Raw genomic sequence first — 20,163 nt, forward strand, 5'->3', positions numbered from 1 at the left:
AAGAGAGACGCACCATCCGGCGAGGGTGGTGCGTCTCTCCTTTTATTATTTGATCACTCCTCGACCGGCGTATACCGCAGCGATGCCGAGAGCGACGCTGAGGAGGATGTAGAGCGTCATCAGGCTATACGCGCCGCTCTCCTTGAGCATCAGGCACTCCTTAGAGAAGGTGGAGAAAGTGGTGAAGCCGCCACAGAGCCCCACCGTGAGCCCCCGGGCGATCGCCGCATCAAGCGAAGTGGTCTCAGCATAGGCAGTCAGGAGACCGATGAGGAAGCAGCCGAGGAGGTTGATCACAAGCGTCCAGAGCGGGAAGCCTTGTAAGACTGTAGGCAGAGGGAGTAGCCCGATGCCGTAGCGGAGGATACCGCCAAGCATGCTGCCCAGACCGACGAAGAGAATGGTTTTCATGACTGTACTAAGCTGTGAGTCCGGAGAGCCGCTCGAGGATCGTCGTCGCCTGGCGCAGTGTCTCCACGCCACGGACGGAGATACTGCGGTCGCCCTTCTCCTCCTTAAATCGAAGAACCTCTCCCCACTGAGCCGCCGCCTGGAGGATGTGGGAGAAGATCGGGCTCCTGTAGTAGGGGCTGTGGAGGTCGCGGACGAGGGTCAGCTTGAGCAGTCCGCGCTTCAGCAGCACCCGCTCCACACCACACCGCTGGGCTAGGAGACGGAGCTCCACCACATGGAGCAGCTCCTCCCCCTCACGCGGCATCGGACCGAAGCGGTCCACCATCCGATCGTAGAAGTCGAGGAGATCCCTCTTCCGCTGGATGCCGTCCAGCTCGCGATAGAGCCGCATCCGCTCCTCGTCTCCGGGGACATAAGTCTGAGGGAAGTAGGCTGCCACATCGGTGTCGATGGAGGTATCGGTGACATAGGACCGGCGGTGACCCTTCTTGTCGGAGGGAGAAGGGCTCTCTGCCTGCTCCACGGGCTCCTCCTCAGCCGGGAATAGATCGGCAAACTCCTCATCCTTAAGCTCCCTGACCGCCTCCTCCAGCACCTGCTTGTAGGTCTCGTAGCCGAGGTCGGCGATGAAGCCGGACTGCTCCGAGCCGAGGAGGTTTCCTGCTCCCCGTATGTCGAGGTCCTGCATGGCGATCTGGATACCGCTCCCCAGCTCGGCAAAGGAGACGATGCTCTCGAGCCGACGCTTCGCCGTATCGGTCAGCGCATCCGCCGGTGGCGTCAGGAGGATGCAGTACGCCTGCCGATCCCCGCGCCCCACCCTACCGCGGAGCTGGTGGAGGTCGCTGAGGCCGAAGCGCTGCGCCTCATTGACGATGATGGTATTGGCATTGGGCACGTCGATCCCATTCTCCACCACGGAGGTGGCGAGGAGCACGTCGTACTCCTGACTGACAAATCCGGTCAGCACCTTCTCCAGCTCCTTAGCCGGCATCTGCCCGTGACCGACACCTATGCGGACGCCCGGCACCGCCTTCCGGATATCCTCCGCCACACTCTCTATGGTGCGTATCCTATTATTGATCACAAAGACCTGCCCATCGCGCGCCAGCTCAGCATTGATCGCATCGGCGAGCACCTCGGGGCTGTAGGTGGTGTGGTCGGTCCGCACGGGGTGACGATTGGGCGGCGGGGTGAGGATATTGGAGAGGTCGCGGGCGCCCATGAGAGAGAATTGGAGCGTCCTCGGGATCGGCGTGGCGGTCATCGTCAGCGTGTCCACCTCGGCGCGCATCTTCCGGATCTTCTCCTTCACAGCGACGCCAAACTTCTGCTCCTCATCGATGATCAGCAGTCCCAGGTCCTTAAATTTCACCCCCTTTCCCGCAAGCGAGTGGGTGCCGATCAGTATGTCGATCTTCCCCTCCGCGAGATCCTTCAGCAGCTGCGTCCGCTCCTTTCCCTGCCGTGCCGCATTGAGGTAGTCGACCCGCACGGGGAAGTCCTTGAGCCTTTTCTTAAAGGTGTGGTAGTGCTGGTAGGCAAGCACGGTCGTCGGCACCATCACCGCCACCTGCTTGCTGTCGGCGCACGCCTTAAATGCCGCCCTCACGGCGATCTCCGTCTTGCCGAATCCGACATCCCCGCATACCAGGCGGTCCATCGGCACGGGCGACTCCATATCCGCCTTCACCTCCTCCGTAGCCCGCTCCTGATCGGGCGTATCCTCGTACATGAAGGAGGCCTCCAGCTCCTGCTGCAGGTAGGTGTCGGGGCTAAAGGCGAAGCCCTTCATCTTCAGTCGCTGGGCGTAGAGCTTGATCAGGTCGCGAGCGATCTCCTTGACCTTCTTCTTCGTCTTATCCTTCAGCCGATCCCAGGCGCCGCTGCCCAGCTTATTGAGCTGCGGAGCCTCCTCCACGTCCTTGCTCTTGTACTTGGAGATGCGGCTGAGGGCGTTGATGCTGACGTAGAGGCTGTCGCCGCCCTTAAAGTTGAGCCGCACCGCCTCCCTTTCCTCCCCATTTTGCTCGATCTGGCAGAGCCCGCCAAACTGTGCCACCCCGTAGTCGGAGTGGACGACGTAGTCCCCGTACTCAAATCCCCGGATGTCCTGCAGCGTCAGCGCCGAGCTCCGCTTGCGGATGCGGTCACTCTTGAGCCTATAGCCGTGGTACCGCTCGAAGATCGAGTGGTCCGTCAGCAGGCAGAGCTTGATCTCGTGGTCGATGAAGCCCCCGTGCAGCGTCGGCCGCAGTGGGACGAAGTGGACCGGCTGCTCCCGCTCGGCGAGGAGCCTGTGGAGTCGCCCCAGCTGGCTCTCCTGGTCGCTCATGATCATCGTCGCAAAGGACTGATGCTGGTAGTCGGAGAGCGTCTCGGCGAGGAGGTCCATTTTCTTATGAAAGAGGGGCTCCGGCTGCTCGCGGAAGGCGATCTCCCGCCACTGCGACTGCTCCCTTAGGTCGACGCCCCCGGTGAGGAGCGAGAAGTGCTCCAGCTGCTCCATCACCATCTCCGGCTCGATCAGCCGCGCCTGCATCTCCTCGAGGGTGTGGAAGATATTGTCCTCCGGGTGGACCGGGGGCATCTCATAGACCGTGCGGAGGGTGGAGGGGAAGAAGGAGTGGCTCGGCAGGTAGACCACCGCCTCCGCCGGCAGCAGTTCGAGGAGCGAGGTACCCTTGCTCTTACTCTTGCTATCGATCGGCGCCAGGATCCGCACCCGCTCCATCGTCTCGCCGGAGAGCTGGCTCTCGGGGTCAAAGAAGCTGATCGTCTCCACCTCATCGCCGATGAAGTCGATCCGCACCGGAAGGTCCTGTGCGTAGGAGTAGATGTCAATCAGACTACCGCGGACGGCGAATTGTCCCGGCATGTAGACGTAGTCCGTCTCCTCGAAGCCGAGCGACCAGAGCCGCTCACGGAGAGACTTCCGCTCATACTCCTCCCCGAGCGCGATGTCGATATGCCCCGCCTCATACTCCGCCTGGTCGGCAAAGCCCTCCGGCAGCGCCGCCGCATAGGTGACGATGATCCGGGGCGGCTCCCCGCCACCCCTCAGCCGATCAGCGAGCTCGCTCCGGAGCACCTCATTGGCCGCATCGGGCTGTCCGTAGCGGATGCCACGACGATAGAGCGAGGGGAGGAAAAAGACCTGCTCCTCGCCCCCCATCAGGGCGACCAGGTCACTCTGCAGGTAGCCCGCACTCTCCTCATCGTCACAGACGAGGAGGAAGGTCGGCACCTGTGCGAGCCGATCCGCCAGCTCGGCAAAGAGGAGCGCCGGAGCGGAGCCGGCAAGACCGGAGAGGAAGAGCCGGGCGGGACTCTTCCGCTCTTGGGCGAGGGAGCGGACGATCGTCTGCAGGGCGGGATGCTTCCCGTAGAGGCCCCGCAGCGTACTTAGTTCGACAGTCTTGGCTGTCGTTTCTTCAGGATCTTTGTTCTTCATGTACGGGGGCAAAGGTACCGCTTTTCCCTCACCCCGAGTGGACTAAAAGCCGTGCACCCCCAAAACTAAACCCGGTATTAGTGCACTAATACCGGGTTTAGAGTTCACCGAGATCTGCACTCCGGATCCGAGACAAAAAAGAGGGGCGCCTGCGACCGATGTCGGTCACAGGCGCCCAGTCAAATACTTGCCCGAGTGAGGGCAGCTAAGTCAGGCTCCGTGGAACTCGTACGTCTCGCCGATGTGGAGGGCGATGAGCGTGAAGAGGTGCTCCGTCAGTTCATCCGTCACCTCGAGGGCGCGGGTCAGCATGCAGTCGGAGAACTTCTGCAGCAGGTCCTGTGCAGCCAGCGGGCGATCCTTGTAGATGGCGAGGTACTCCTGCTCCATCTCCTTCTGACGCTGTGCGATCTCTTCCTCGAGCTTGGCGTAGGTCTCCTGGATCACCGGGGCGTAGCGATTGTAGTCGGTCATGCCGAGGATCTGGACGTGGCGGAACTTCCAGTACGCCGACTTATTGCACGACTCGCCGCCACCGATGCGGTAGGTCTCGGGGTAGGACTTGATCCCCTCGTAGAGCGGGAGGAAGATGCCGAGCGCTGCCATACCCTCACACATGTAGTCGATCTGACCGATCTCCTTAGGGAGGCCGGGGCGACGCTGCAGGATGTGAGTCTGTGTGGTGCGGAAGATCGAGATCGGGCGCCACGGCTCCTTGGGGTTGCAGTGGAGGTAGGGGTCGTGCTCCGTGTCGTTGTAGTGGGAGCGGAAGCCCTTCTTAATGTCGCAGAGGGTGAGCTTCTTGTCCGACTTGAGGAAGACGGGGAAGTCGTTCTTCGTCACGTCCTGCTTCTTAGAGGGGGTGTACATCTGCTGCAGGTACCAGACGCGCGGGTAGCTGTAGGTGGTGTCGAGCTTCTCGTCGCGGGCATAGGCCTCGTGGAAGTCGAAGTCGCCCTCGAAGAGGTGGTGCTCCTTGGCAAAGTCGATCAGGTCCTCGGAGGCGAGGTAATTGGTCTTATCCTTGGGATCGTAGTCACGGAAGCGGCTCTGGTTGCCGGAGACGAAGTACTTGTCCTCGGGGATGCGGGTGGCGAGCCAGCGGTGGCCGGAGGCGGTCTCGAGGTACCACATCTCGTGCTCGTCGATGAAGCTGATGCCGAAGCCCTCAGCGATGCCGTGCTTCTCGATCAGTGAGCCGAGACGCTCCACGCCCTCACGAGCGGTGGTGATGTAGGGGAGGACGATATTGAAGACAGAGTTCTCCGCCAGACCATCCTCCACGAGCGGATCGTACTGCAGCACCTTCTCGCTGCTGAAGATACTCTCCGTGGCACTCATACCGACGCCCTCGCGATTGAAGCCGGCACTTCCCCACTCGCCGTGCAGGTGGTAGGGAGAGAGGGCGGAGTAGCCGATGCGACGCTTGGGGAGCTTGCAGCGGAAGGGGGTCTCCTTGGCGATAAACTCCTCCGGACCATTCTCCGTGGTCTCAAAGATCTCTAAGTTCTTCGCCACCATGGCGTCCCAGTCCTCGGAGCGGGCGGCGATCATCGATCCGTCCTCCATCAGCTCCTTGCCGACGATGATGGTAGTGCACTCGGAGGGGTAGCGGTTGGTTTGTTTTTTCATGAGATAAGTATATGGTTTTTGTGTAAAAATGATTGGTGTCACTTCGAGCGGAGACCGCCCTGCGATCCCGCTGTCTGACAAATGTAGGGAAAAAGGCGTGGCTCACCCACCTTTTTTTCTTAATCTTTCGGAACTGGCTCAGAAGGGCATATAGGGGGCGAGGCGAAGGGAGTCGTCGCGAGTGAAGTCGCCGGTGGCCATCAGATGTGACCAGTCGAGGGTCTGCTCCTCCTCGAGGAGCCGTCGGAGGGCGCGCTTGTGGCGCCACGAGAGGTAGGGGTGGTAGCTGATGCTGTCGATGGTGAGGGTGAGGGGCCTAACCGCCGTCCTTACCGTAAAGTAGGGGTAGATCGCATCGTATCGCTCCCGATCCATGCCGTAGACCTCCTGGAGCTGCTCCACTACGTAGTATCCGCCGAGGAGCTCTCGGTACTTGACGATGCGGCGGGCAAAGGAGCTGCCGATGCCGGGGACGCGCTTGAGGAGCGTCGTGTCGGCGGTATTGAGGTCGATGGTGGCACCGGGCTTGAGCTTGGGGAGGTACGCCTCTACCCGCTTGGTATTCGGCGGAGGACCGGGATAGCGGTCGGTTCGGATGGGTGCCGGGGTACTCTTGCTCTTCTCCTTCTCTACAGGAGTCGGAGGTGCGGAGTCAAGCCTCGCTACGACCGGTGGGATGGTGTCTTGCACCTCGGTCGGGATGGGAAGTCCCTTCGCCGTGATGCCGGAGTAGAGCACGTAGGAGAGGATCAGGACAACGAGGAGGATGAGGACCACCCGGTCGCTCTTATTAAATCGGAGCCTCATCTCCACGCTGCTCGCTTACGATCCGACCATCACTCAGGAGCAGCGATCGGTCGGCGATCTCCGCCGTCTCCCGGTCGTGCGTCACGACGATGAAGGAGAGTCCCTCCTCCTCGCGTAGCCGGAGGAAGAGCCCGAGGAGCTCACGCTTCCGGACGCTGTCGAGGGCGCCTGTGGGCTCATCCGCCAGCACGATCTCGGGATGGTTGATGATCGCACGCGCCACGGCGACCCGCTGCTTCTCCCCTCCCGACAGCTCTGCCGGGCGGTGGTCCAGCCGATCACCGAGGGAGAGGCGGCGAAGGAGCTCGCCTGCCTCAGCCATCGCCTCGCGGCGGCTCTTACCACTGATCATCGCCGGGATGGCGACATTCTCCTCGGCGGTAAACTCGGGCATCAGCTGGTGCGACTGGAAGACGAAGCCGATGTGACGATTGCGGAAGGCGGCACGCCGGTCGCCCGATAGGGCTGACAGCCGCTCACCTCCGATGATCACTTCCCCTCGATCCGGGGCATCGAGTGTGCCGATCACTTGCAGGAGTGTCGTCTTACCCGCCCCACTGGCGCCGACGATGGCGAGGATCTCTCCCCGCCGGAGCTCGAGGCTGATCCCCCGTAGGATCTCCAGCCGACCGAAGCTCTTGTAAATGTCCCGCACCTCCATCAGAGGCGTATCGGTGGGTATACTCATGACTTAGGATGTAATAGGTGATCAAGTGCCACGTAGGCGCAGTAGCCCCCCACCATCGGTGGCATGTAAGAGATGGTGCCGGGGGTGGACTTCTTATTCTGCTCCCCCTCCGTCAAGACGATCGCTTCCTCCACCGGCAGTTCGGTCGAGAAGACGACTGGGAAGTTAAGCTTGACCCCGAGGTGGCGCAGCCGCTTGCGGATCATCTTGGCTAGCGGGTCATTGAAGCTCTTATCCATACGTGCCACCCGGATCTTCGTCGGGTCGGTCTTGGCACCCGCCCCCATGGCACTGACGAAGGGGATCCCGTGCTGCTGTATGTAGGCGATGGCGAAGACCTTGGGCGCCAGCGTGTCGATGGCATCGATGACGAAGTCGTACGGGGCGGCAGAGAGTACCTCCTCCATCCGCTCATCCCGCAGATACTCAGCGATCACCTCCAGTCGTAGGGCGGGATTGATCGAGAGAAGGCGGTCGTGCCAGAGGGCGGCCTTGGACTGACCGATCACCGGCTGCGTGGCGATGATCTGGCGATTGATATTAGACTGGTTCACCACGTCGGCATCGACGATCGTCATCTGCCCGACCCCGCTTCGGGCGATCATCTCGGCGGCAAAGCCCCCGACGCCCCCGAGTCCGAGCACCAGCACATGCGCCCTCGAGAGCCTATCGCAGCCCTCCGCCCCGACGAGCAGTCTCAGCCGATCCAGTGTATGATCCTCTTCCATCTCCTTCATAGATCTCAAAGGTACCGAATTTCCTCCGCTTCACTACAGACTTGGTCTCGCTTATCAGGGGTGACGCATTTGAGAGACACCGTAGCCATTCATCTAATAGTGAAGAGTGGGGAGCGGGCAATGCAAGCAATCCCGCGACACCCTGGCGGGGTCGCTGAAGGCCCTGCTCGGCGACCCACAAGGGGTCGAGGGGGTAGGGAAGGGTCTTTGTACATCGGTCACCGCTTCGCGGATGACCGATGCCTATGGAGCGAGCACCCTTCGGGTGCCTCACGGATAAGCCCTCTAGGTATATGATTACTCCTGTGCTCAAAGGCGTCACCCCGACCTCGCATCCAACGAAATGCCGACCCTCGCTCCGTTTTCCTGAGTTCGTCTGTTTTACATACATTTGTGTCAGAGATAGTATGCGAGATATGGAGCACAGTGAAGGGACGTACATATCGACGAGAGAGGCTCTGGGACACCTGCTGGACTGGATCCTGATCGGTCTTGGACTGTGTGTGCTTAAGGTTATCTCTTGGGGATCGACTCTGAGTATCATTATTTCCCTCTCTTACGGGGTCATACTGCTTGTCTGTATCTACCTGCTGGTACGATCGCTTGTGCGTGACCTCCGCAAATAGATACTAACAAGAAGAAAAAGGATCCGAGCCGGTCCCGCAGTGGGGCTGACTCGGATCCTTTCTTGTTGAGACCTTTGCATAATACCCCATCTGCGGCGTCACTTTCGAGATTCGGGCTTGGTCATGTGCGTTAGCACACTCCCTTCGCCCTCACTCTCAGTTCCTTGCATCTGGGGCATTCTGCAAAGTCCCTGCCGAAAAAGCGGTGCTTTTTCGGCGAAAGACCATTTTGCAAAGGTCTTTTGTTAGGAAACGGTGTTACTTATTGTGGAAGGCGAAGTCGCCATGCTCGGCATCCAGCTCGATCACGCTGTCGCGCCGGAGGGCGCCGCTGATGATGTCCGTGGAGAGGGTATTGAGTACCCGGTTCTGGATCACCCGCTTGACGGGGCGCGCACCAAACTGCGGGTCGTATCCCTCGTGGGCTATCTGCTCCACGGCGGCATCGGTGTAGGTCAGCGTGATGCCATTGGAGGCAAGGGTCTTGACCACCCGATCCAGCTGCAGGCGTACCACCTCTGCGATCTGCTGCTCGGTGAGGGGACGGAAGACGGTGATCTCATCGATACGATTGAGGAACTCGGGGCGGATCCGCTCCTTGAGCATATCCATCACCTCAGCCCTTACCTTGCCGACGACCTCGTCGGCATTCGCCTTCGTCATGCTCTCGAGGCTCTTACGGATCAGGTCACTACCCATATTGGAGGTCATGATGATGATCGTATTCTTGAAGTCCGCCGTGCGCCCCTTATTGTCCGTCAGGCGACCGTCGTCCAGCACCTGGAGTAGGACATTGAAGACATCGGGATGCGCCTTCTCGATCTCATCGAAGAGGATCACCGAGTAGGGTTTCCGCCGGACCGCCTCCGTGAGCTGTCCGCCCTCCTCGTAGCCGACGTATCCCGGAGGGGCACCGACGAGGCGGGAGGCGGAGAACTTCTCCTGATACTCGCTCATATCGATGCGCGTCATCATATCCTCGTCGTCAAAGAGGATCTCCGCCAGCGCCTTCGCCACCTCCGTCTTACCGACACCGGTGGTGCCGAGGAAGAGGAAAGAGCCGATCGGGCGCTTGCTGTCCTGCAGGCCGGCACGACTGCGGCGGACCGCATTCGCGATCGCGGTGATCGCCTCGTCCTGACCGATGACCCGCTTGTGGAGCTCCTCCTCGAGGTGAAGGAGCTTCTCCCGCTCGCTCTCCATCATCTTGGTGACCGGGATGTGGGTCCAGCGGGATACCACCTCTGCGATATCCTCCTCATCGACCACCTCCTTGATCATCGCCTTGCCACTCTGAGCCTCGTGGAGCTTCTTCTCCGCCTCATCGATGCTCTCCTGCAGCTGCTGGAGCTTGCCGTACCGGATCTCCGCCACCTTGGCGTAGTCGCCCTCACGCTCGGCGCGCTCGGCAAGGAGCTTGAGCTGCTCCTGCTCGGTCTTCGCCTTCTGGATCAGGTCGATCTGATCCTTCTCTCGCTGCCACTGGCTCTTGAGCGCAGTCTGCCGCTCGGAGAGATTGGCCAGCTCCTCATCGATCGCGCGAACCTTATCCTCATAGCCGTCACGCTTGATGGCGACCCGCTCGATCTGGAGTTGCTTGATCCTCCGCTCCACCTCATCCAGCTCCTCCGGCATGGAGTCGATCTGCATACGGAGTCGGGCTGCCGCCTCATCCATCAGGTCAATCGCCTTATCGGGGAGGAAGCGGTCGCTGATGTAGCGCCGAGAGAGACGGACGGCGGCGACGATCGCCTCGTCGAGGATGCGCACATGGTGGTGCGTCTCGTACCGCTCCTTCAGTCCGCGGAGGATACTGATCGCATCCTCCTCGCTCGGCTCATCGACCATCACGATCTGGAATCGCCGCTCGAGCGCCCGGTCGGTCTCGAAGTACTTCTGATACTCACCGAGTGTCGTGGCACCGATGACCCGGAGCTCGCCCCGGGAGAGAGCCGGCTTGAGGAGATTGGCAGCATCCATGGCGCCCTCGCTCTTGCCCGCACCGACGAGGGTATGGATCTCGTCGATGAAGAGGATCACCTGACCATCGGAGCCCTTCACCTCGTTGATGACGCTCTTGAGTCGCTCCTCAAACTCGCCCTTATACTTCGCGCCGGCAATCAGCGCCCCCATATCGAGAGAGTAAAGCTGCTTGTCCCGAAGGTTCTCCGGCACATCGCCCCGCACGATACGGCGGGCAAGCCCCTCGGCGATGGCGGTCTTGCCGACGCCCGGCTCACCGATCAGGATCGGGTTATTCTTCGTCCTACGGCTGAGTATCTCCAGCACGCGTCGTATCTCATCGTCCCGACCGATCACCGGGTCGAGCTTGCCCTCACGAGCCGCTGCCACGAGATTGGTCGCATACTTACTGAGGGCGTTGTAGGTCTCCTCCGAGGAGGGGGAGTCCGCCTTAGCCCCCTTGCGAAGCGACTGCACCGCCTCAAGCATCGTCTGATAGGTGATGCCCTGATCCTTTAGTCGGCGACCGGCGGCGGTGTCGGTCTTGAGGAGCGCCAGGAAGAGGTGCTCCACTGCTACATACTGATCGCTCATCTCGGTAGCGATACGCTCCGCTGCATCGAGCACCGAGGCGAGGTCCCTACTGACGTAAGGCTCCCCGCCCTGCACCTTCGGAAGGCCACTGAGGTCCTCCTCGATCCTCGACCTAAGCGTGTCGAGGTTTCCCCCACACTTGGGGATCAGGTACTCTGCCACCTGATCCCCCTCTGCGGTGAGGGCTGCAAGGAGATGCTCCGGCTCGATCGCCTGGTGGCCACGCTTGCGCGCCTCCTCCATGGCCTGCCGGATCATCTCCTGCGACTTGATCGTGTACTTATCCCAATTCATATTCACTTTATTCTTTTCGTTTTATTCTGAGACCATAAGTACAAAAACGAAGCCCCGACCTAACTGTCAGTCCATTATGTCTTTTCGTAGAAACAAAAGTCAGTCGTGGCAGTCCATGCTGTCACTTGGGGAGACAAGTAGGGCAGAAATCTATTACCGATAATAGTGAAATCTAAACCCGGTAATAGACTTCACTAAACCCGATATTAGATGAATCTATTACCGGGTTTAGTTAGGGGAGGCAGGGGTGACGGTGATGCACCCCGGCTGGCTAGCCCTTAGGTAATCCACTCCCTATTGATCCGAGATCACCTCCCCCAGCCTCTCGGGAATAGAGGGGCATCGGATGGCACCCACAAGGGGTGCTTCGTTCCACACTCTTCACAATGAGTTGAGTGGCTTCTGCATCGATCAAATGCGCCACCCCGTGACCGTCTTAGTGAAAAATCGGTTCCAAAGGTTGCTTCCTCTGAAACCGATATAGACATAATAGGGCAGTACTGCTGATGTTAATCCTTTGTGGACTTGGACAGCTTTTTCGTCTTAGCTGGCTTAAGGTAATAGAGAAAGCGACTTGCTCCCACTGTGATTACCATGAGTAACAGCCCAATATCTTTTCGCAGTATTGCAAAGGGCTCTCCCATATCTATCAGGAGGAGGGTAATGGAAACTACCAGGAGTGCACCCCAAAAGGCAATGTCGAGAGCCTTGACCCATGGGGAAACAGCTCCAGATTGACTTTTCTCTTCGGGGACGAGTGTCATCAACTGTACAAACAGAGCCTCAAGGACGATGACCGGTATAACAAACCGGAATATCGACTCCTTAAGAGCCATAAAGGACTCAACCCTTGAAAGAACAAGGGTGGCCCAGACGGTAGCACCTATGATGCAGAGCTCTAAAACAAAGAACTTGATACGCATAAGAATATTATGGGAAAAGTGCGGTGTAGTGGCGTCTAACAGTTCTCAAGAGCGCCGACAACCGCCAAGCCAATCGCACCTGAAATAGCTGCATGCGGACCTCCAGAGGCCCCTCCTATAGCACCGCAGATTATCCCCCTTGCATAGACAAGTGAGGCTGGTAACGATTCCCGGTACGATAAGAGTTTTTTCATGGTGACAGCTTGGAGCTTAAGGGTTTAACGATAATCCTGTCTTCAAAGCTACAAAACATACTTGATCCCACAAAAACAAAGGTGAACCGACCCAGGGGTGACGCATTTGAGCACAGGGGTAATCATATACCTAGAGGGCTTATCCGTGAGGCACCCGAAGGGTGCTCGCTCCATAGGCATCGGTCATCCGCGAAGCGGTGACCGATGTACAAAGACCCTTTCCTATCCCCTCGACCCCTTGTGGGTCGCCGAGCAGATACCCCCCTTTCGGCGACCCCGCCAGGGTGTCGCACTCACCTGTCAGGCAATGAGTGCGACACCCTGGCGGGGTCGCGGGATTGCTTGCGTTGCCTGGTCCACGGGTCTTCGGGGCTACGCCCCTCGACCACGTGGCTAAAAAACGGGCACCCACAAGGGGTGCTTCGTTCCCCACTCTTCACAGTAAGTTGAGGGGCTTCTGTACCACTCAAATGCGTCACCCCTGACCGCTCCGTCTTCACTACAAGGAAGCACCTATTACATCCCGAAGATGTAGTGGAGGTAGGGACCGGCGTCCGTGGTGAGGGTGCAGGGGAGGGTGGTGGCAGCCAGCGGGTACACCTTCACGCAGGGGAAGCGCACGGCAGCCTCCCTATATCCCAGAGTGTCTCGGCGCAAGGAGAGGGAGATCACACGCCCCTCCACAGCCCGGGTCGGATCGGATAAGACTATACGCTCGATATTACCCTTACCACCAAGCTCACCATCAAGGAGCAGTCGCACCCTCAGGGTCACAGAGTCCTCGTCACAAGGCGGCACCTCATAGACAATGGCTTCTCCGCGATAGACCTGACGATAGGGGATCAGTCTTGCAGCCAAGAGCAGGGCAGCGACTGCCACCGCCAGCATCGTTATGCCGTAGCGGGTCAGCAGGGGCGGCACCTGACCAATGATGCTTCGGACCTTCTCGCTCCGGAGCTGATAGCGCTCATCCGCTTTTTCTTCATTCCGTTGATCCATGATTAGCTACCCAGCTCCAGCTGATTTCTCACCAAGTTATAGTACTTCCCTCTCATTGCCGTCAGTTCCTCATGCGTGCCCTCCTCGGCGATCCGTCCTCCGTCCAGCACGACAATGTGGTCGGCATCACGGACCGTGGAGAGCCGGTGAGCCACGACGACGACCGTCTTCCCGGCGTAGAACGTCCGGAGTCGATCCGTGATCAGTCGCTCATTCTTCGCATCCAGCGCATTGGTTGCCTCATCGAGGAATACGATCCTCGGATCCTTATAGACCACCCGGGCGATCAGAAGCCTCTGACGCTGACCCTGACTGATGCCCTGACCATCCTGACCGATCATCGTATTGTAAGCGAGAGGAAGCGCCTCTATGTAGTCTGCAATATTTGCCACTCGCGCCGCTGCCCTCACCCGATCGATGTCCGGCTCCTCATCCGAGATGGCGATATTACGCGCAATGGTGTCGGAGAAGAGGTACCCCTCCTGCATCACGGCACCACACTGCCGTCGCCACCACTCGAGACTGTACCCACTCAGATCCTCGCCGCCCACCCGGATCGAGCCCCGAAGCGGCTCATAGTACCCGAGCATCAGCTTGATGAGGGTCGTCTTGCCGCTGCCGCTGGCGCCGACGATGGCGGTCACCTTACCATTAGGGATCGAGAGGTTGATGCCCGATAGGATATCCTGCGGACTGTAGGGATCGTACTTAAAGGCTAAGTCCCTCAGCTCGATGGAGTACCCCTCCCTGTCCTCCGAGGGGAATGCGCGACGGATCCTATGCGCATCCTCCTCATCCTGTTCCTCGTGGATCTCGCTCATACGCTCCAGGCTGATGCTGACATCCTGCCAGGAGTAGATAAAGTTGATCAGCTGCTCCACAGGGCTATTTAGCTGACCGATGATATACTGCACCGCCAGCATCATACCTAGTGTCATGTCCCCCCTGATGACGGCGGTGGCAGCGAGTATGGTGATGAGGATGTTCTTCAGCTCATTGATCGTCACGCTGCCGATCTGCTGGAGCTGGCGGAGGTTGAGCGCCCTGAGATTGACCCCAAAAAGATCCGCCTGCACGTCCTCCCACTCCCACCGCTTCCTCTGCTCACATCCCTGGAGCTTGATCTCCTGCATACCATTGATCAGCTGGTAGGTGACACTCTGATTGCGCCCCGCCTGCTCGAAGTAGGCATAGTCCAGCTCACGTCTCTTGCGGAGGAAGAGGAGGATCCAGCCGGCGTAGATCAGCGTCGCCACGAGGAAGACTGTGAATATCAGCCGATCATAGACGGCTAAGACGATACCGAAGACCACAAACGTGACGAAAGAGAAGAGGAGGCTCAGGCTGCTTGAGGTGAGGAACTGCTCCACCCTCCGATGGTCCTCGATCCGCTGCAGGAGATCTCCCATCAGCTTTGTGTCGAAGAAGCGCATCGGCAGACGCATCAGCTTGATGAAGAAGTCACTGATGAGGGAGATATTGATCCTTGTCGATATATGAAGAAGGATCTTGGATCGGACGAAGTCGATCCCTGTCCGACTCAGGAGCAGCATCAGCTCCGCTAAGAGGATCGTCCATATAAACCCTATGTCCCGACTCCCTATCCCCACATCCACGATCGCTTGTGTGAGGAAGGGGAAGATGAGTTGCAGCAGAGCTCCCACGACGAGTCCGAGGATCAGCTGGACGAAGTAGCGACGATAGCGTCTCAGGTAGCTCATAAGGAAGCGAAGGTTCCCCCTCTTACTTCGTCTCTCTCCATCCTCCTCTGGGGCATAGAAGGCTTCGGTAGGCTCGAGGAGCAGGACCACCCCCCGCTCCTCACCTCCGGTAACGGTGCTGACCCAGTGGTCACAGAAGGTCTTTCGATCAAGGCTTCTGAGCCCCTTGCCCGGATCAGCGAGGTGGATGGTGTAGTCTCCACTCCGATGATGAGTCACCCGATCGATGACGACAAAGTGGTTCTGATCCCAGTGAGCGATACAGGGCAGAGGAGCCTCCTCGACCAAGGTCTTGAAGGAGATCCGCCCACCGATCGTCTTAAGTCCGATCTCCTCTGCCGCCTTGCTGATACCGAGGAGAGAGACACCGGTCTTACCGAGGGCGCAGAGGTCTCGCAGTCGGTCGATGTCCGGCTCCCGACCATAGTAGCTGACGATCATCGCCAGCGAGGCCGGTCCGCAGTCCATCGCATCCCGCTGTCGCCTAAGCTTTATCCCTTTCCGTCCCATAGTATATGGCTCTTCCTCCTTTTCTCGAAGCTATATCTAAGACAGAATAGGAGACTACGTCATCCCTTTGATCGGCTCATCGGAGAGCGTGACAGGCAGCGTGCGGGACTCGTAGCCGATCGCTGAGCAATGGAGACTGAGAGGGACATCCTCCCGGTAGTCTCCACTTGGTGTCAGCACAAAGCGCCCCTCCTCATCGCTATAGGTGCCGGCTATGAGGGTAGAGTCGGCAGTCGTGCGGAGGACGACACCCACGTAGGGGACAGGGTTACCATCCTCGCGCAGGGTAACGCCCCGGATCTCCTGTGCGCTTATGGTAGAGATAGTGATCCATGCAGCCAGCAGGACGATCACCCATCGGATCTGATCAATGGTTTTCATATTAGCTCATCACACTTGAAAGCCGTCTTGATAATATTTCCTCTTTCAATTCATCAGAGCATTCATTGAAATGTCCAGACTTACGTATCATCCTAAGCTTGCGCTCTGTACAATAATCACAAATCGGGAACAACTTGCACTTGTGACAGTCGTATACATCCGGGAGATGGTGAGCCGTGAGAGGAAGGGTTGCTGATCGGCATACTGAGATGGGGGGGGGACGGTGCGAGCTTGCGAAGTCACTTGACACGGAGGGTGAGGAGGAGGGAGCGGCCGCGGAGCTGTCGACTTACGGTCTGACGAGTCAGGAGTCCATATGTGGTGTAGTCCCAGCGGTCGTTATTCAGTAGATTGTGCAGCCCGGCCTCCAGCTCAATCCGTCGACTGACGCTCCAGGTGAGATCGAGATCCATCATCACCATCTGTTTCGTCAGGTCGGAGGTGATCCGAGATCGGTAGTACTCCCCACGGAGGGTCATAGTGAGTGGGTCGGCGGGAGTATAGGTTGCCTCGAGTGCATGAGTCATGCCATAGAGCCGAGTGGGCTTTCGGTCCCCCACGGGAAGGGAGAGTCGACTACCGCTGTAGCTCATCTCGTAGAGGAGGAAGAGTCGAGAGGTGATGTTTGAGTTGAGCATCCCCTTGACGGTCAGGAGGTTGGTTCCGAAGCGTATAGGCACCTCCTCAGCAATAGCCTCTCTGGTCGTGTGCGAGTAGACCGTCATGAGGGAGCCACCACCGTGGATGGCACCGATGGCGAGATTGACTCGACCACTCACCATGGTCGACCGCATCCGACTGTGCTCCTTGTCGTTATAGAGACGTATCAGCCCGCCGTCCTCCAGCACTCGGCGAGTCTTATAGGGCGACTCTCCCCCATGATGCAGGATCATCAGGTGCGAGAAGAGCCCTCTCGAGAGGTCACGGTAGGAGGCGGAGGCGGAGATCCTGTAGGAGGGCTTGAGGACCATCTCCTCATACCCCGTAGAGACGGTCCGGTAGTCGGTCATCCACTGGCCCTCGAAGAGATCCCCCGGCACGATCGGACTTCTTCCCCCTCCGGCTCGGAGAGAGAGCGAGAGACCATAGAGAGGTCTCGTCGTCAGGGAGAGGGAGGGGGACAGGAGGACGTACCGGATCGAGGGACGAGCCGGTCCGAAGGCATAGTGGCTGTACTCCAGAGGTAGTCCGAGTGTCACCTCGGTGGTCTGCCGATGCCACTTCAGCTTAGGCGATAGGGAGACCGCCATCAGGTCCAATCGCTGCGCAGCGGTGATATCTACGGGGAGGGCACCCGCCTCCTCACTCTCAAGTCGACGGAAGAGCCCTCTCACGCCCGCCTCCACGCCTATATAGACCTGTCCGAGGAGGTAGTCGTAGGAGAGACTCTCCTTCGTCGCCAGGGCGCGATCTCTTATAAGCTCGGTGCCCTCCTCTCCTCCACTCATCAGATGGAGCTGAGAGGGCAGAGACTCCCACTCGTTTTGACTTTGGAGGAAGAGAAGGTGATCCCCCGAGATCCGTCGGATGCACCGGAGGTCATTGGAGAGGTAGAGGTCAGAGACTTCGCCGACCTGTCTATTGGTAAAGGTCCCCGAGGTATGCAGGTCTGGGCGCTCCTTATCCAGCTGCACCCTGGCAGTGTTGCTGAGATAATAGGAGGGCTGATTGGCCTCCAGCACGAGACGACCGCGCAGCATCCTGTGCGTGGAGCGGTCGTCCCGCCTCTCTACGAGCTCCCGATCCCCCGTCGGGCTGAGGTAGGTAGTCCTCACCTCACCCGAGGCGGTGCGATGATCCTCGAGGTAGTCTCCCATCACGCGCGCCTGGAGAGTAGGGGTGACGCTCCACATATGATTGACGGAAGTGATGCCCCCCTGATTGAGCAGGGTACGCTTAGGGAGGAGTGAGACCGCCGGGAGGAGACTCAGCTCCAGGGGCGTGTGGAGGGCGGTGGCACGAGGAGAGAGGCCAAACTCCATCTGCTCCTCGGAGAAGTCGAGTCCGGTGTTATTCCCCTTGAGCGAGAGGAGTGTCTGGGTCGCTGCGGAGGCACGGAGTGCAAAGACATCCCCCTGCCACAGCCCCTGTCGGGGAGATCTCATATACCCGCCGCCGGCAGAGCCGTGGATCAGCCAGGCAGACTTGCGCCCCTCCTTGAGCTTCAGATTTAGCGCCGCCTGATCCGAGAGAGAGATCCCCTGCAGCACCTGCATCGGCTGATGATTCTCCATCACCTCCACGGCACCGATGTCGTCCGGAGAGACCCCCTTCGTGGCGACACCGTACTTGCTCCCGAGGAGATCCTGCCCCTCGATATAGAAGCGATTGATCTCCTTGCCCTGATAGAGTACCTTCCCGGAGGACTCCACCTGGAGTCCCGGCATCCGCTTAAGCACATCACCGATGTTCCGATCACTCTTCTGGGAAAAAGAGGAGACTAGGTAGGTCACCGTGTCCCCGTCGGCGATGATACTCTTCGCCTGGACCGCCACCTCCTTCAGCTGAAACGCCTCCTCCCTCAGGCGAATGGTGAGGGGGAAGGAGGCCCCCTCCAGCGGGATCCGCTCAGTGGCATAGCTCATCAGGGAGACGGAGATCTGCGCCGCACCATCGGGCATGGACTTGAACGAAAACTGCCCATCGCTCCCCGCGATGCAGTAGGCGAGGTGCTTCCTCGAGGCACTCTCCAGGAGGATGGTTGCCCCGGGGAGGGGCTCCCCGTCCGAGGCGCTGATGACCCGTCCGCGCACCTGCGCAGCCGCCGTCATCGGCAGCACCAAGAGGAGAAGCGAATGGAGGATAATATCAGTCAGTAGTGATCTCATGCTATGTTATAATAATCTTTATCCCATACAATAAGAGCAGCACTGAGGAGGTCTGTACCCTCAGGTAGGATCCACTCATCCACTGCCATAAGGGGGACTCTCTCCACCTTGATCCCCTCACTCTTACTTAGTGTTTTTGTGTCCATCGAGACGTATTCTGAGCTCACTTTTAGTTCATTGAGCATGCAGCGAAATGCTCTCTCCCCATCATCACTGCCCTGGATCAGTCGTATACTCATCCGTATCCGTCCCGACGTAAGCCGCGAGACATCCCTAAGGTCTCGTATGACTCCCCGACATGCTCTGCATCGCGGAGACAGATAGAGCCGCAGAGTACCCCTTTCTGCTTTATATGGGAAGTGTGCGAAGTGAGACACGGAAGTTGCGGCTCTCAGCCTGCGATAGGATTGAGTCTTATGGAGTAAGACTTCTCCGCGAGAGGTCATCAGAGCACTAACCAGATACACAAGAGCTAACGACAGCAAATACGCTACGATCTCTGAAATCAGCAGTCCAACACCTACCCGGGAGCAGACAGGCTGAGATAACCCCATCGCAATAATGACACAAAGGATACCGAAACAGTATAGACAGACCTTACCGACCCTACACTGGGCGAAGAGGGAGTACCCCACCACAAAGGGCGAGACCAAAAGCAAGATGTTGCCGATAAGGTGATAATGGACTGCGGGATCTACGTCACCAAGAAAGAGGAACAAGCGCGTCACCAAAACATATGCGAAGAAAGCTGTAGCATACACACTTAGTGGCACCCCAAGTATCTTGGAGTACCGAGAGTCACCTACTTCGCGACAATCGACTTGGGAGCCGACCTTACAGAATGGAGGAGGACTACCATTCTGGGCATAGAGAAGACTAAGCCCAAGCCACAAGCCAACAACCGACAGCCCAAGAAACAGACCTTCTTCAATAACACAGACTGTAAGTGCTGAGAGAAATACAAGAATGAGTACCGTCATCTTGAGTGGTCTCTCACCGATCCGGCGAATGGATCCGGAGGGCTCATCGGTAATGTAGAGCACGTAGCCCCTCCACACCCTCTTAAGCTCGTCGTAAGGCAGATCCCTAAAGGTGCGATCGGCAGAGTGATACAGCTCCAATGCACCCGAGACCTTTCGGTGGATCAGGATCGTCTCGGCACTTCCATTCACGTCCACAAAGGCAAGAAAATAAGGAGGCATGCGGTCAAGATCATTCATACTTGCCTTCCCGACCATAACATTAAGGCCGAAGAACGAGAATGTTCGCTCAAGAGACAGTGCGGAGGGGTAAAACGGCGAGGTCTCCAGAGCTAGGCGAAACACTCGGCTCGGTACTTCCGAGCGATAGACCTTCAGTAGGTAAAGGGCTTCCTCGATCATACGTATATATGACTTAA

At 58.6% G+C, this 20,163-nt stretch carries 13 protein-coding genes; all 13 read right to left on the minus strand.

The genetic code is table 11. The annotated features are described in order from the left end of the window. Window positions 1-45: 45 nt before the first annotated feature. The gene (locus Q0F21_RS00075; RefSeq protein ID WP_297236307.1) at window positions 46-411 is read right to left on the minus strand and encodes a CrcB family protein; all 366 of its coding nucleotides are present in this window, start codon (window positions 409-411) and stop codon (window positions 46-48) included. Window positions 412-418: 7 nt separating this feature from the next. Further along, on the minus strand, window positions 419-3,868 hold the full coding sequence (mfd, locus tag Q0F21_RS00080; protein ID WP_297236308.1) for a transcription-repair coupling factor: 3,450 nt from the start codon (window positions 3,866-3,868) through the stop codon (window positions 419-421). 210 nt (window positions 3,869-4,078) lie between these two features. Next, a complete protein-coding gene (locus tag Q0F21_RS00085; RefSeq protein WP_297236309.1) occupies window positions 4,079-5,500 on the minus strand; it encodes a C69 family dipeptidase in 1,422 nt (473 codons plus the stop codon). Window positions 5,501-5,638: 138 nt separating this feature from the next. Continuing rightward, window positions 5,639-6,307, minus strand: coding sequence for a helix-hairpin-helix domain-containing protein (locus tag Q0F21_RS00090; RefSeq protein WP_297236310.1), 669 nt, complete (start codon window positions 6,305-6,307; stop codon window positions 5,639-5,641). Then, window positions 6,291-6,995, minus strand: coding sequence for an ABC transporter ATP-binding protein (locus Q0F21_RS00095; RefSeq protein ID WP_297236311.1), 705 nt, complete (start codon window positions 6,993-6,995; stop codon window positions 6,291-6,293). The genes Q0F21_RS00090 and Q0F21_RS00095 overlap by 17 nt, the downstream gene beginning before the upstream one ends. After that, the gene (locus Q0F21_RS00100; RefSeq protein ID WP_297236312.1) at window positions 6,992-7,732 is read right to left on the minus strand and encodes a tRNA threonylcarbamoyladenosine dehydratase; all 741 of its coding nucleotides are present in this window, start codon (window positions 7,730-7,732) and stop codon (window positions 6,992-6,994) included. The genes Q0F21_RS00095 and Q0F21_RS00100 overlap by 4 nt, the downstream gene beginning before the upstream one ends. An 884-nt stretch (window positions 7,733-8,616) precedes the next feature. Next, window positions 8,617-11,208, minus strand: coding sequence for an ATP-dependent chaperone ClpB (clpB, locus tag Q0F21_RS00105; protein WP_297236313.1), 2,592 nt, complete (start codon window positions 11,206-11,208; stop codon window positions 8,617-8,619). A 509-nt stretch (window positions 11,209-11,717) separates the two neighbouring features. Continuing rightward, a complete protein-coding gene (locus Q0F21_RS00110) occupies window positions 11,718-12,131 on the minus strand; it encodes a hypothetical protein (RefSeq protein ID WP_297236314.1) in 414 nt (137 codons plus the stop codon). A 710-nt stretch (window positions 12,132-12,841) separates the two neighbouring features. Next, window positions 12,842-13,324, minus strand: a complete 483-nt coding sequence (locus Q0F21_RS00115; RefSeq protein WP_297236315.1) for a hypothetical protein — start codon at window positions 13,322-13,324, stop codon at window positions 12,842-12,844. Window positions 13,325-13,326: 2 nt separating this feature from the next. Beyond that, entirely contained in the window at window positions 13,327-15,555 is a 2,229-nt protein-coding gene (locus Q0F21_RS00120) for a peptidase domain-containing ABC transporter (RefSeq protein WP_297236316.1), read from the minus strand. 54 nt (window positions 15,556-15,609) lie between these two features. Beyond that, complete coding sequence (locus tag Q0F21_RS00125) at window positions 15,610-15,936, minus strand: carboxypeptidase regulatory-like domain-containing protein (RefSeq protein ID WP_297236317.1); 327 nt, start codon at window positions 15,934-15,936, stop codon at window positions 15,610-15,612. Between the two features lie 239 nt (window positions 15,937-16,175). Continuing rightward, the gene (locus Q0F21_RS00130; protein ID WP_297236318.1) at window positions 16,176-18,764 is read right to left on the minus strand and encodes a carboxypeptidase-like regulatory domain-containing protein; all 2,589 of its coding nucleotides are present in this window, start codon (window positions 18,762-18,764) and stop codon (window positions 16,176-16,178) included. Next, a complete protein-coding gene (locus Q0F21_RS00135) occupies window positions 18,761-20,146 on the minus strand; it encodes a vitamin K epoxide reductase family protein (RefSeq protein WP_297236319.1) in 1,386 nt (461 codons plus the stop codon). Before Q0F21_RS00135 ends, Q0F21_RS00130 begins: the two co-directional genes overlap by 4 nt. Window positions 20,147-20,163: the final 17 nt, after the last annotated feature.

The sequence above is a fragment of the uncultured Porphyromonas sp. genome, from assembly GCF_934359325.1.
Lineage (GTDB): Bacteria > Bacteroidota > Bacteroidia > Bacteroidales > Porphyromonadaceae > Porphyromonas_A.

Excerpts from the sequence above, each read along its gene's own strand:
- Q0F21_RS00135 (WP_297236319.1), bottom strand. The coding sequence starts at position 20,146 with ATGATCGAGGAAGCCCTTTACCTACTGAAGGTCTATCGCTCGGAAGTA.
- Q0F21_RS00130 (WP_297236318.1), bottom strand. The coding sequence starts at position 18,764 with ATGAGATCACTACTGACTGATATTATCCTCCATTCGCTTCTCCTCTTG.
- mfd (WP_297236308.1), bottom strand. The coding sequence starts at position 3,868 with ATGAAGAACAAAGATCCTGAAGAAACGACAGCCAAGACTGTCGAACTA.
- clpB (WP_297236313.1), bottom strand. The coding sequence starts at position 11,208 with ATGAATTGGGATAAGTACACGATCAAGTCGCAGGAGATGATCCGGCAG.
- Q0F21_RS00075 (WP_297236307.1), bottom strand. The coding sequence starts at position 411 with ATGAAAACCATTCTCTTCGTCGGTCTGGGCAGCATGCTTGGCGGTATC.
- Q0F21_RS00110 (WP_297236314.1), bottom strand. The coding sequence starts at position 12,131 with ATGCGTATCAAGTTCTTTGTTTTAGAGCTCTGCATCATAGGTGCTACC.
- Q0F21_RS00125 (WP_297236317.1), bottom strand. The coding sequence starts at position 15,936 with ATGAAAACCATTGATCAGATCCGATGGGTGATCGTCCTGCTGGCTGCA.
- Q0F21_RS00095 (WP_297236311.1), bottom strand. The coding sequence starts at position 6,995 with ATGAGTATACCCACCGATACGCCTCTGATGGAGGTGCGGGACATTTAC.
- Q0F21_RS00090 (WP_297236310.1), bottom strand. The coding sequence starts at position 6,307 with ATGAGGCTCCGATTTAATAAGAGCGACCGGGTGGTCCTCATCCTCCTC.
- Q0F21_RS00085 (WP_297236309.1), bottom strand. The coding sequence starts at position 5,500 with ATGAAAAAACAAACCAACCGCTACCCCTCCGAGTGCACTACCATCATC.
- Q0F21_RS00120 (WP_297236316.1), bottom strand. The coding sequence starts at position 15,555 with ATGGGACGGAAAGGGATAAAGCTTAGGCGACAGCGGGATGCGATGGAC.
- Q0F21_RS00100 (WP_297236312.1), bottom strand. The coding sequence starts at position 7,732 with ATGAAGGAGATGGAAGAGGATCATACACTGGATCGGCTGAGACTGCTC.
- Q0F21_RS00115 (WP_297236315.1), bottom strand. The coding sequence starts at position 13,324 with ATGGATCAACGGAATGAAGAAAAAGCGGATGAGCGCTATCAGCTCCGG.